This is a genomic window from Synechocystis sp. FACHB-908 (assembly GCF_014698595.1).
Classification (GTDB): domain Bacteria; phylum Cyanobacteriota; class Cyanobacteriia; order Cyanobacteriales; family Microcystaceae; genus Synechocystis.
Genome location: NZ_JACJTH010000035.1, coordinates 146,921 through 160,447 on the forward strand (window position 1 = coordinate 146,921; position 13,527 = coordinate 160,447).

Genomic DNA, 13,527 nt, shown 5'->3' on the forward strand with positions numbered 1-13,527 from the left:
GTCTGGGGTTAGCTAACCGCAAATTTCCCCACTGGAAAGTGTTTGAAAAGTGCAAGGCTAGGTATTTCTCTAAATCTCCTCACTAAGGCTCCGGTTTAAAAAGGGAGACTTTGGTAACATTTCCTCCCTTCCCAAGGGGGGCTAGGGGGGATTAAACGGCCAAAACTCGACTTTTGAAACACGCTCTAACAATGGTGTTGTAATCAAATTTTTTCCCCGTTTTCGGTAAGGCCATGGTTCCCACTCTCCGCTTTTATATTTGTCTAATGCTCATTGGCGGTGGAGCTATGGTGGTAGCTCAAGTTGATACGGTTCCTAGGGCAGTGGGGGCCTTGGTTTTAGCAGATTTACTACTGTTGCTGCTGACTGCCATTGACTATGTTCGAGGCAAAAAGCAAAAAATAACAGTGCAACGGCAACCTCTGGGACCCCTTTCCATTGGTCGGGAAAACCCTGTCACCATCACACTGGAAAATTCTGGCCCCACGGCGATCGCTAAAATCAAGGATGATTATCCCGCCCCATTTCTGGCCATGGACGAGTTAAAGACAGCCCAAATTTTACCCCAGGGAAGCACCCAGTTAAGTTACCAAGTGCAACCCCGTCAGCGGGGGGAATACGTTTGGGGCAAGGTGAATGTGCGGCAACTATGTCCCTGGCAACTGACTTGGCAACAATGGACGGTAGGGGAGGGAGAAACGGTGACGGTCCACCCAGATTTAATCGGCCTAAAATCCTTGACCATCCGCCTGGCCCAAGCTACCACGGGCAACCTAAGACAAATGCGGAAGCTCGGTTTAGGTACGGAATTTCGGGAACTACGGGATTATCAGGCGGGGGACGATTTACGGTACTTAGATTGGAAAGCTAGTGCTCGCCGGGGCATTCCCCTCATGCGGGTGTTGGAACCAGAACGGGAACAGACGGTGATTATTTTGCTGGATCGAGGCCGGCTGATGACCGCTTGGGTGCAAGGATTACAGCGATTTGATTGGGGGTTGAATACCAGTTTAGCCTTGGCGGTGGCGGCCCTCCATCGTGGCGATCGCCTAGGGATAGGGGTCTTTGACCGGGAAGTGGTCAGTTGGTTACCCCCGGAGCGGGGTTTGCAGTATTTACCCAAATTATTAAAAACCCTGAGTCCCCTCCAACCCGTGTTGCGGGAACCGGATTATAGCGCGGCGATCGGTAAACTGGTGCAACAACAAACCCGACGGGCCCTAGTGGTATGCATCACCGATTTAATCGATCCCACTGCTTCGCAGGAATTGCTCACTGCCCTCACCCAGCTAGCGCCCCGTTATCTACCCTTTTGTGTCACTTTGCGGGATCCCCAGGTGGATCAATTAGCCCATGCTCCGGCCACTACTGTTAGTGGTGCCTATCAACAAGCAGTGGCCATTAACCTTTTGCAACAGCGGCAATTGGCCCTGGTAAAGCTGAAGCAAAAAGGAGTTTTAGTGTTGGATGCTCCGGCGGACAAAGTCAGTGAACAATTGGTGGATCGTTACCTACAACTCAAAGCCCGCACTCTGCTCTAGACCTTCAAAGTATGTTTACCAGATTCGGAATCAAGGAAGGTTAGGGGAGATTAACCAGTCGTACAAGGGCAACTGCTGAGGTTTGGCCTCGGCAACTTGACCGCTCCAGCGGACTTTTCGACCCATGGGGAATTAACCAAAATCAGATCGAAGTGGGATTGCCACTAACTAGTTGCTGCAGCAAGTCCAAGTTGAGAATTTCAATGGTGGCCCCCTGGCGCAAAATCAGGCCTTTTTTTTCCAATTTACCCAATGTTCGGGTGACAGTTTCCCTCGTAACTCCACTGAGCATAGCTGTTTCCCGATGGGGCAAATTCGGTATTAATACCCTATGCTTTTTGGTGCTTATTGTTTTTTTCCCATGTCCCACTAGTTCCAGCAAAATATGGGCTACTTTTGTCACGCTATCTGATTCCCTGAGGCGGAAATATTGGTTGAGTCTTCTAAGACGTTTAGATGCAAAAATCGCTACCTGAATACCGGCTTGGGGATCTTCCCTGAGCAAGTTTAGAAAATCTTGGGTGGGAATACTCCAGATCTTGGCTGGAGTCAGAGTGACCGCCTCCTTAGGATTCCAGTCTTCTTCCACTGCGGCGATCGCCCCTACAATCTCATCCGGGCCATAAATAGTATAGATACTATTTTTTGAAGATTCACCAATAGCACATACTTTGATCCAACCTTCAGCGATAAAGTAAATCGACCCGCCGTAATAGTTATCAAATAAAATTGATTGACTGCAGGGATAATTACGAAAACTCAAATAATTTATGTTTGCGATCAACAAATCTTTCGATATAGACCGAAAAAAAGAAATCTCACTGGCCAACTGTTTAAGTTGTTTTGTTGACGGCTTTTGTGGTGCCATGACAATATATCCAAACAATAACTAAATTCTCCCCTAGACCCTCTCAAACCCCAGTTTCAGGGAAAATTATAGAAACAAGTAAACTGTTTTGGTGTTTATTGTCACAGGTTTTGGTGAGCTGGCTAACAATCATTTGTTGTAAATTAACTTATCATCTAGGTGATGTTAGTTGTCACCCATCCTATGACAATATGTGTTTAATTTGACTAGCAATAGTCCAGAGATGTTCTCTAAAACTTCGTTTTTAGGCCCATACTTCACCTTCCTACAATCCCCCTCCCCCCCATCTATTCCCTGTGACTTGAACCCCTTTGTTTGCCTTTAAGAGAAATTTAAAATCCCTTTATTTGAGCTTTAAGCACTTAGCTATTAACCTGAAATTTGACCCAGAAAAACCAATAAAAGACTTCCCCACGGTCTTTGCTGACTTCCCAAAAACCCCAATCGACCATGTACAAGTCTCCATTTTTCAAGCTCCGCTCAATTCTGCTTTTGGCTAGGAACGACCAAAGGACTGCCCCTGTTTCTGGATACACCCTCATGGAGTTGGTAGTAGTCGTGGTGGTGATTGGCATTCTGTCTGGGATTGTGGTCAACGCTAAGCCATGGTACGAAAATCCGCTCAAGAATAGCCAAGACCGCCTGCAGAGCGTCATCAAGACCGCTAGAACTAGGGCAGTAAATAGTACGTCCACCTATCGCATCACTGCTAATCCCAACAATCCTAGTCAAGCAATCCAGGTGCAAAGGATCCGAAGCGGTAGTTGCCAGGCCAATGCCACTCTGCGGGAAGCCTCCCTAGCGACCGATACCACCATTGCCTTGAATGATGTGAGTGGATTTGCCATTGGCGATCGCCTCAAGGTGGGGGGGACAGAAGCGGATGCGCTCTCGGTTAATTTTGGCAATAGCACCATAACCCTTGGGGCTCCGGTGGGGGAGAAAGCAGTGGGGACAAAGGTGGAAACTGTGAAAAATTGGAAGAATGACAGTGCCTTTCTGGACGAAGATCTCAATGTCAACAAGAAAGTCTCCCAAAACAACGCAGATATCCGCATGGTGGGGAAATTTGACAATGCGGCGGAGGAAAATTGGTCTATTTGCATTAACAGCCGTGGTCTAGTCAGCCTGTTTGATGCCGACGGTATGATGACCAGCAATCTTGATTTGGTTTTAACCAATCCCCGCACCAATGAAGAAGCCAAGGTGGTAATTTTCCCCGGTGGGGCGATGAATGCGACGGCGATCGCCATGGGCTCCGGCTCCGGTGGCGGCGGTGCAGGTTCTGAAAGTCCCACCAGTAGTGAAAGTCCCACAGGGGGAGGCGGTACTGGTGGTGAAGGCTCTGAAATTAGCGGCGGCGAAACTGAAACTAGCGGAGGTGAAACTGGCACTAGTGAAAAATGCAATAACGGCGTAGGTAATGGCCCCGAAGGTTGTTCTCCCAACGACAAGGATAACGATGAATGTCCTACCGGAGCTCCAGGTGCTCCTTGCCGAGCCGAGAAAGAAGCAAAAGAGAAAGCCGAGAAAGAAGCAAAAGAAAAAGAAGAGAAGGAGAAAGACAGCAAAGAAAATGAGGGTAAAAAATAGTTTCCTACATTCTCAACCAAACATTTTTTAGTTACAGGATCTCAGTTCATGTCAGCAAAACAACTATGGAAAATTTTCAATCCTAGACCGATGAAGGGTGGATTTACCCTGACGGAAAATCTGGTTTCTCTTATTGTCCTGAGCATTACCTTAACGGCAATGTTGCCTGCTTTTATGAACTTTGGCCTACAGAACGCAAAAAACCGCCAACTCACCGGTGCCACATCCGTAGCGAATAGCGTGATGAATGACCTCCGTAGTCAAAGCATGACTGAGTTGGACGCCCAGTTAGGCAAAACAGTATTAACCAATCTGCCTGAACAAAACGGGAATAAATACCAAGCTGACCAATATATTTGCACGAGAAGCAGTATTTTGAATCCTGATAATCCCAACGGGACTTGTTCCACAACGGTGGGAGAAAACGATTTTGCCCGCCAAATTTTAATTGAAGTTAAAGCCCCCCATAATCCCAATGAAACCATCTATCGTGTACAAACTGTTTTTTCTCGTCTCCGCTCCTAAATTCAAGCAAAAAAATAACCGTGGTGTGAGCCTGATTGAACTAATTGTTGGGGTAATTATCGGCGGCATTTTAATTCAGCTAGCTTATTTTGCCTTCTCCGTAAATCGTGAAATGTATTTAAAAGACGCGGCTAAAAATGACACCAATCAAAATCTAAAAACGGTATTTGAAATAGTGGGCCCCACCATAACCCAAGCGGGGGAAGGTATTGGCACAGATCCCAACTTTCCAGTTATTTCTATTCAACCTTTTCCCACTGGTTCGACTAATTCAGAAATCGTTGTCCGTCAGTTAAAAATAGCCACCAGATTGAGGGTTTGTGAAGATGTAACCGCTGGTGCCCAGACAGAAATTACTGTCTTGCGATCCACTGATGACAGTACTAAAACCCCTGAAATTCCTCCCGCTGGTTGTGCTCCTGTAGATGGCAATGGAGACAATTATCCTGATGATTTGGCCCAGTGGAAAAGCTATCGAGAGAGCAATGGCGGCAACCTACGGGTTTATATCTACAACGGCAATGGGCAAGGAGAATTTCTTAACTATGCCAGTGAAGCAATTTATGACGCAGGGGGAAGTGCCATCGCAGGGACTCCAACCTCAGGGCAGGTAGCTTCGGCTGCCATTGGAGTTACGGGAAACCTTACTAATAATTACACTGCCGGCGGATCAACCCAATTGCTAATTCTAGAAGAACGGGGCTATCGCCTCAATGGAACTACTCTGCAAGCAACTATTGATGGGGTTTCCATTGATGTTATTGACAACGTCGGTCAGTTTACTGTTACCGCCACAGTCATACAAAACAATACTCCTTCCGATTGCACTAGACTTCTTCCCCAAACTAGCACTTTTACCTGCGCCCCTGCCCTAACTACAACCTACAATTGGTCCCAAATTAATGGTATTAACGTTACCAGTCGTCCCGGCATTGGCGAAAATACTCCTGGCTTATCCGCCAGCAATGTTAGCCAGATTAATGGTAAATCCCAAACTCAGACTTTTTATCCACGGAATTTGATTAACTTCTAGAGCAATATAGCCTAATTTTTTGTCTATTCTATCTTCTTATAACTCTGCTTACAGCTATTTTTACTCACTAAAGTCATGAAAAATAAAGCGATTGGTAATCTTCGTCTGACTCTATTTTTATTCTCTAGAAATCCTAAGAGTAACCCTAGGGGTTATATGCTCTTTTTGGTCGTATCTCTACTAATTACCCTCTCCGGTTTGTTGGTAGCCTATGCTATTTTAGCCAAGCTTCATACCCTATCGTCTAAAGGAACTGCCATAGGAAGTAGTGGTTTCTACGGTGCAGAAGGAGCCCTGAATATGCGGGTAGAAGAATTACGGGAAGTTTTTCTGAGTGATAGAAATCCTAGCGGCACCAGTCCTAGCTCTTTAGACCAATGCCTACAGCAGTCTAACTTGGGGACCGGGGATTTCCGTTGCAAGGTGGCGAGTTTTGCTTCCCCCGATGACGCTACAGCCAATATTCTGGCTTACAGCTATGTGGTACCAGAAAACAATGGCGTGGCTACCCAGGGCACAGTGCCCCCAGGGGATACTTTTCAGGGATTGAATATGCTGGAAAGTCGCTATGCCATCAGTGCAGTTAGCGCTAAAGAAGGTGCTAGCCCTGACGAAGTAATTGCCATGACCGAAATGGTGGTAAAAAGTAGGCAAATTCCCATGTTTCAGTTTGCCGCTTTCTACGCCAACGATTTAGAAATTTTGCCTGGTGCCCGCATGGACTTAGAAGGTCCGGTTCACACTAATGGCGATCTTTTTCTGGGGGCTAACAACAATGCACCCAACGGTCTGACAATTACAGGGCAAGTCACAGTTGGTAATCAGCTTTTTAATCATCGTAAAAATGATAATTCTACTTATCCTGATGGCCGGGTACGAATTGCTAATGGAGCAGGAACTTTGATTAATTTGTTGTCTGGAGGGACTGGAGGCACTACCCAAACAACAGCGGCCATGAATCCGGCTAATGTTAATGCCAGTTGGGGAAGCCAAGTACAACTGGGGGTAGAGGCATTGTCCATTCCCACCATTAGTACCTTGGGGGTTGGGGGTAACTATGCTCAACAAGCTGATATCAACTTTGTTTATGCTCCAGAGAAAACTGGTGTTAATGTTCCTGGTATTGGCACGACCATAATTCCGTTTGATGTCACAGCTACTAAACGCGATGCGCTTGGCGCTGGAACTTCTACAACGCTGACCAATGCTCAATTGGCCAGTTTACGTCAGCCCGTTTTGGCAACAGGGGCAGCAGTAACAGCAGGAGTTTGTACTCGTGTTGGTTCAAGTCTGACTCCAGCTCAAATTGCGACTCTACCAACTGGTCTATCAGATACACTCCGTATAGCAATTCTCTCTCAAACTATCCCAGTTCCTTTTTCCGCTACCAATGTTCGTTTTTCTGATATTGATCCTCTCAACTTAAATGCCAACACTACTGCATTAACAGGGATAAGAAATATTCTCTTCGGGACTTTGAATACTGCTCAACAAACTTTGATACTGCCTTTGACTCCCAATCAAATTGCTGATTTAGCTGGTGGTTGTTTTATCAGTGCCCCCATTCAGTATAGGGATCCTGCCGCCACTGGTTACACCGCTACTGGACTAAGCTTTGTGAATAACCGCGAGCGTGACGGAGGTAATCCGAGAACCATGCGCCTGCTTCAAATAAATTTAGAAAGTTTGACCGTTTGGAATTTTCAGGGATGGTATCTTGATAATGCTGGTACAGGCTTAATTTCTGCCAATCAACTATTATTTACCACGGCCACAGCAGATAATGCCGCTCCTCTGAATTCTTTCCAAAACTTAGGTTTAGCGGCTTCCGACACCAGTAGTAATGGTTTAGTTTTTCATGCCACTGTTAGTGCCAGTGCTACCCCAAACCCCAACACCAATGCTAGTCCCTACGGATTTGTGTTGGTTGGGGGCAGGCAATTGCCAGGATTGGCAGAAACTACAAATAACTTTGATCCCACAGGTTTAACCTTTGTCAGTGATCAGGCAGTCTATGTGGTGGGAAATTACAACACTGTCAATTGGCAACCAGCAAGTGTACTGGCTGATTCGTTAAATGTTCTTTCACGTTTACGACTTAATAATGATTTCCAGCTCAATAAAGCTTCTCTTACGACGGCCCCAGTCTCGGAGGATACAACAGTTAACACGGCATTTTTGGCTGGTACAGATATAACTAACTCAACTCTGACTCCCGGCTACAATGGTGGGCTAGAAAACTATCCCCGTTTCCACGAAAATTGGGGTGGGAGAACCCTGACCTACAGAGGATCTTTTGTTAGTACAGGATTACCCGAGCGGGTTACGGGGCGATGGAGCAATCAGGTATATGGTGCACCCAATCGAGATTGGCGCTATGATACCCGATTCAATAATGCCAAGAATTTACCGCCCCTGTCTCCCCGGTTTGTATTTCTGAAACAAGAGGGCTTCTCCCGTAATTTTGACCAGTAAAACTTGTATATTTATCTCCCGTAACTAGTCCAGGAGACCACTATTTCAATGGCTACATTTGAGCATTTTTTTGGCGTCTGAAAATGGCTACTAATCGGCCCTAGAGAGAGAATTTGGGGATGGGTCACTTTTTGGGGGAAATACATCACCCTAAACTTCTCAAACATACCCTTGGGCAGAAAAAGGACTTCCGCTGTACTGTGTTAGATGGTGCCTCAGCCTAGAATCATCGTTTTTTGTCTTTGCCGACTCTGTGACTAAACCCATTGCCCCCCTCCTCAGCCTTTTAAATTACAGCCGGGTCCACCGTGCCAAAATTTACTGGGCGGTAACCTGCTCATTGCTGAACAAAATTTTTGATCTGGCTCCCCCGGCCCTAATTGGTTTAGCCGTGGATGTGGTGATCAAACAGCAGGATTCTTTCCTGTCCCGTTGGGGCATTGTTTCCGTACAAAGCCAACTGTTGGTGCTGACGGTGGCTTCGGCGGTTATTTGGGCCCTGGAATCAATTTTTGAGTATGCCTACGAGCGGCTTTGGCGTAACCTCGCCCAGGATATCCAACACGATCTGCGCCTGGATGCCTATGCCCATTTGCAACAGCTAGACCTGGCCTATTTCGAGGAAAGGAGTACGGGGCGGCTGATGGCCATTCTCAACGATGACATCAACCAGTTGGAGCGGTTTTTGGATGTGGGGGCCAACGAAATTTTGCAGGTGCTGACCACAGTGGTGGTGATTGGTGGAGCATTTTTTGTCATTACCCCGGACATTGCTTGGATGGCGGTGGTGCCCATGCCCTTTGTGCTGTTGGGGTCGATCTATTTTCAGTCTTTGCTCACTTCCCGTTATGCCCTAGTGCGGGAAAAGGTCAGTAATTTGAACAGCCGTTTGTCCAATAACCTCAGCGGCATTATGACCATCAAAAGTTTTGCCACCGAAGCGGAAGAGGTGGAACGGCTCCGGCAAGACAGTGATGCCTATCGGGACAGTAATCAACGGGCGATCGCCTTGAGTGCGGCCTTTGTGCCTTTAATTCGGGTGATTATTTTTGCCGGTTTTTCCACCATTCTCTACTTCGGTGGTTTGGATGCGGTGCGGGGTAATTTGGCGGTGGGCAGTTACAGTATGTTGGTCTTTTTAACCCAACGACTACTCTGGCCGCTGACGGGTTTGGGCAAAACTCTGGATTTATATCAACGGGCCATGGCTTCCACCCAGCGGGTGATGCAACTTTTAGCAACTCCTATTCAAGCTCATCCGGGGGAATTAAGCCTCCATCCTAGCCAGGTGCAAGGGGAATTAGTTTTCCAAAATATTAGCTTTGCCTATCCCCATCGTTCAGCGGTGTTGAAAAATGTTTCCCTAAGGGTACCGGCGGGGCAAACCATCGGCATTGTGGGGGCAACGGGGTCGGGAAAAAGCACTCTGGTCAAACTATTACTGCGACTGTACGAATGGGATAGCGGTGACATTCTCCTAGACGGGGTGGATCTGAAGAAATATTTCCTGGGGGATTTACGGCGCAGTGTCGGTTTAGTAAGCCAGGACGTGTTTTTATTCCACGGTACGGTGCGGGAGAATATTGCCTACGGCAGTGCTGACGCCACTTTGGCCCAAATTGAACGGGCGGCCAACCTAGCGGAGGCAGAGGAATTCATCAACCAGTTACCCCAGGGCTACGACACCATTATTGGCGAACGGGGACAAAAACTTTCCGGTGGTCAACGGCAACGGTTGGCGATCGCCAGGGCTATTTTAAAAAATCCTCCCATTCTGATTTTGGATGAAGCCACGTCAGCGGTGGACAACGAAACAGAGGCGGCCATTGTCCGTTCCCTGGAAAAAATCACCAAAAATCGCACCACCATTACCATTGCCCATCGCCTTTCCACTGTGCGCTATGCCGATCAAATTTACGTGCTGGAAAACGGCATGGTACAAGAAATGGGCAGCCACGAAAGCCTACTGGCTCACCAAGGACTATATGCCAAACTGTGGCGGGTGCAAACGGGGCTAAGGAGTGGGGTTAGTTAGCTCCAGTCCGGAGATAATCGGATTTTTGAAATCCTTACCCTTACCCAATGGGACTAATCGATCCAGATGCGCTCTTCCCAATCCTTTTCTGCAGTGGATTTAGCGCCATCTGCCAAAACCGAAGCTAGGTCGAAATCCTCCCGGTTGGAATTGGTGGTAGAACTGCTACTACCTTGGGTTGACTTGGTTTTACCTGTGCGTATCTTCCCGTTACCAGAATTACTGGCAAAGGGATTAAGGATAATACGTCCACCATTATCGTTTGCACGGGAGGGGGTGACTCGGTCCCGAGAAGGGGTGTTGACGGGGGCGCGGCGATCGCCCATTCCCTTGGTTTCGTAGCCTGTTTCCGTTTGTAGGCGAGTATCCCGGACAAAAGCGATGTTGCTCTGGGTATTTCGACCTTGAAAAGCAGAAGTGGTTATTGCTTCTGGCATCAAATGTTCGAGGAAATAATCAAGGGTCTTTTGTTTTACCCAACCCTTGAGCACCGCCACTGAACCAAATCTAACCCCCAATTTGCGCTGTTCTTCCAGGATTAAATTAACCTGATCCTCTTGGAGTAAATAGGCCTGCTGTAGGTAATAACCCAGGGGACGGCGATCGCGGGTTTTGACCATCCGGGGCCAGGATTCGGCAAAAAAGTCCACTGTTTCTTGGTGTAACCAGCCCCGCACCACTAAAATTTCGCCAATGGGCAGAGGGGAATATTGTTGGTCCTGGAGAGCAACCTGTATCTGGGCCTCGGTAATGAGGTCAGCTTCCCTTAAAATTTCGCCTAGCAATCGGGAACAGGGGGATTGAGCCATGACAGTGAATTCACAAAAAAGATTAGCCTAAAGTAAAGAGATACTGGCAGGTTGGGGACGCACATACGGAAAAAACAGTTCCTACCAGCCCCCTAGACCCCAAAATCCAGCAAAATCATCGCTTGCAACGTCAAAAAAACAGATATATTGACTAGAGCCGATAGCTGTCATAATAAACGATCCTTTTACCGATTGTCATTACCAAAAAAATTAAAGTTTAGCCATACCCTAAGGACAGAATTTTTTCAGACGCAGAGCGTTGGTCACCACGGAAACGGAACTAAAGGCCATGGCGGCCCCAGCCAGGATGGGATTGAGCAGTAAACCGAAGAGGGGATAGAACAGCCCAGCAGCTACGGGAATGCCGATCACGTTGTAAATAAACGCAAAGAAGAGATTTTGTCTAATATTACCCATGGTGGCCCGGCTCAGCTTGATAGCGGTCAAAATTCCCTGTAAATCTCCAGCAATCAGAGTAATATCACTGGCGGCGATCGCCACATCGGTGCCAGTACCAATGGCTATGCCCACATCGGCCTGGGCCAGGGCGGGAGCATCGTTAATGCCATCCCCCACCATGGCGACGATATTTCCCTTCTGTTGCAACTGTTCCACCTGTTGGGCTTTATCGCCGGGGCGCACTTGGGCTAACACATGGCGAATACCCACTGTGTCGGCAATGGCTTGGGCGGTGGCTTGGTTGTCTCCAGTGAGCATATAAACGGATAAACCCAGTTTTTTCAGAGCCTGTACTACCTGGGGAGAGGATGGTTTGATGGCATCGGCGATCGCCAATAGAGCTTTAACTTCCGTGTCCACTGCCAGCCAAATAACGGTTTTTTGTTCCTTTTCCCATTGCTGGGCCTGACTTTGCCATGGTTGATGCTCCGTACCAGTTACCCCCAAATCGGTTAACCAATTGGACGTTCCTAATCGTATCCATTGCCCCTGCCATTGTCCTGCCACCCCACAACCGGCGATCGCCTGGAAATTGTCTATCTCTAGCAAACTAACCTGTTGGGATTGACCATAATTAACCACCGCTTCCGCTAGGGGATGTTCGGAATATTGCTCCACACTGGCCGCCCATTGGATTAACTGTAAACTTTCCTCCGTGGAAGTGGGGGACAGAGTAAAAAAGTTGGTCACACTGGGTTTGCCCTGGGTTAACGTGCCAGTTTTATCCAGCACAATAGCAGTTAATTTTTCCGCCATTTCCAGGCTGCTAGCTTCTTTGATTAGCACGCCATACTCCGCCCCTTTACCCGTGCCCACCATCACAGACGTAGGCGTGGCCAAGCCCAACGCACAGGGACAGGCGATGATCAGCACTTCCACCAAGGTCAACACCGCCAGGGTAATATTGCCCGTGGTCAGCCACCAAATACAAAAAGCGGCGATCGCCACCACAATTACTGTGGGGACAAACCAGTGGGTGATGCGGTCAACAAAGTGCTGGATGGGAGCTTTAGAAGCTTGGGCTTGCTGTACCAGTTGGATAATTTGGGCGAGCACGGAATCCTGGCCCAACTTGCTGACTTGAATGTCTAAACTGCCGCTTTTATTCAACGTGGCCCCAATCACTTCCGTCCCAACGGTTTTATCTACCGGAAAACTTTCCCCCGTCACCAACGATTCATCCACAGTGGAATTTCCCGCCACCACCACGCCATCCACCGGAATTTTTTCCCCCGGCCGCACCCGCACCACATCGTTAATTGCCAACTCGGCGATCGCCACTGTTTCCCAGTGTTCCCCCCGTTTAACGAGTGCTGTTTGGGGTTGTAGCCCCATTAATTTACGGATCGCTGCTGAAGTTTCCCGCCGGGCCCGCTGTTCCAACGACCGCCCCAACAGAATCAGGGTGATCACCACCGCCGCCGCTTCAAAATAAACGTGGGCTGCTAACCCTTGGCTAGTTAACCATTGGGGAAAGAGGGTAATGGCTACGGAGTAAAAATACGCCGCACTGGTGCCCAAGGCTACAAGGGTATCCATGGTGGCACTGCGGGTTCTAACGGATTTCCAAGCTCCCCGATAAAACTCCGCTCCAGACCAAAACTGCACCGGCGTAGCCAATAACCATTGCAACCAGGGATCATGGAAAATATGGGGAAAATGGGGAATATTTACCCCCAGCATCATGGGCAAGGAGCCAAAAAAGAGCACAGCGCTGATTACTAACCCCGTTACCAATTTGGCCGAAAACACGGGTTTCCTATCCTCGGTTTGCTGGGAAGATAAAACCTGTTGTTTAAGCACCCTAGCGTGGTAACCCGCTCGCTCCACCGCATCTGTGAGGATTTGGGGGGTCGTTTCCCCGTGATAACTGACCACCGCCTGCTCCAGGGCAAAATTCACCTGGCAAGACTGCACCCCCGGCACTTTGGCGATCGCCCGTTCAATGCTGGAAGCACAGGCCGCACAGCGCATTCCCTCTAGTTGCAGATTGATGGTTTGGGCCATGGTTAATCGGTAATACTCAGTACAAAGAAAAGCTTACCTTCAATTTTAGCCACCGCCCATTGGCAAGCTCAGGAATAGCTCCGGGCCCCGCCTTGGTATAATTGCCTAGCTAAAGACGGACGATGTCAGCAGTGGAACTCTTTGGCAGTGACCAAATTTTTAATTTTTTAATTTACTGAGAT

At 48.1% G+C, this 13,527-nt stretch carries 9 protein-coding genes; 6 read left to right on the forward strand and 3 right to left on the reverse strand.

All coding sequences use genetic code 11. From position 1 onward, the window contains the following. Positions 1-233 precede the first annotated feature (233 nt). Complete coding sequence (locus H6G46_RS12650; RefSeq protein WP_010871889.1) at positions 234-1,541, forward strand: DUF58 domain-containing protein; 1,308 nt, start codon at positions 234-236, stop codon at positions 1,539-1,541. A 142-nt stretch (positions 1,542-1,683) separates the two neighbouring features. On the opposite strand, the gene H6G46_RS12655 is transcribed toward H6G46_RS12650, so the two are convergent. Then, positions 1,684-2,304, reverse strand: a complete 621-nt coding sequence (locus H6G46_RS12655; protein ID WP_223211340.1) for a Crp/Fnr family transcriptional regulator — start codon at positions 2,302-2,304, stop codon at positions 1,684-1,686. 555 nt (positions 2,305-2,859) lie between these two features. Between H6G46_RS12655 and H6G46_RS12665 the strand changes: the two genes are divergently transcribed. The 5 genes from H6G46_RS12665 (at position 2,860) to H6G46_RS12685 (ending at position 10,070) form a co-directional block, all read left to right on the forward strand. Next, entirely contained in the window at positions 2,860-4,002 is a 1,143-nt protein-coding gene (locus H6G46_RS12665) for a prepilin-type N-terminal cleavage/methylation domain-containing protein (protein WP_010871891.1), read from the forward strand. Between the two features lie 48 nt (positions 4,003-4,050). Then, a complete protein-coding gene (locus H6G46_RS12670; RefSeq protein ID WP_010871892.1) occupies positions 4,051-4,527 on the forward strand; it encodes a type II secretion system protein in 477 nt (158 codons plus the stop codon). Further along, positions 4,478-5,560 carry a prepilin-type N-terminal cleavage/methylation domain-containing protein gene (locus H6G46_RS12675; RefSeq protein WP_010871893.1) on the forward strand — a complete coding sequence of 361 codons (1,083 nt, stop codon included), beginning with the start codon at positions 4,478-4,480 and terminating at the stop codon, positions 5,558-5,560. Before H6G46_RS12670 ends, H6G46_RS12675 begins: the two co-directional genes overlap by 50 nt. A gap of 75 nt (positions 5,561-5,635) precedes the next feature. After that, positions 5,636-8,035 (forward strand): hypothetical protein, encoded by a 2,400-nt coding sequence (locus H6G46_RS12680; RefSeq protein WP_010871894.1) that lies wholly within the window; start codon positions 5,636-5,638, stop codon positions 8,033-8,035. Positions 8,036-8,288: 253 nt separating this feature from the next. Beyond that, positions 8,289-10,070, forward strand: a complete 1,782-nt coding sequence (locus tag H6G46_RS12685; protein WP_010871895.1) for an ABC transporter ATP-binding protein — start codon at positions 8,289-8,291, stop codon at positions 10,068-10,070. Between the two features lie 53 nt (positions 10,071-10,123). Here H6G46_RS12685 and H6G46_RS12690 read toward each other — a convergent pair whose 3' ends face one another. Together H6G46_RS12690 and H6G46_RS12695 are read right to left on the reverse strand one after the other, a co-directional pair. Continuing rightward, the gene (locus H6G46_RS12690; RefSeq protein WP_010871896.1) at positions 10,124-10,879 is read right to left on the reverse strand and encodes a hypothetical protein; all 756 of its coding nucleotides are present in this window, start codon (positions 10,877-10,879) and stop codon (positions 10,124-10,126) included. A gap of 228 nt (positions 10,880-11,107) precedes the next feature. Then, the gene (locus H6G46_RS12695; RefSeq protein WP_010871897.1) at positions 11,108-13,345 is read right to left on the reverse strand and encodes a heavy metal translocating P-type ATPase; all 2,238 of its coding nucleotides are present in this window, start codon (positions 13,343-13,345) and stop codon (positions 11,108-11,110) included. Positions 13,346-13,527: the final 182 nt, after the last annotated feature.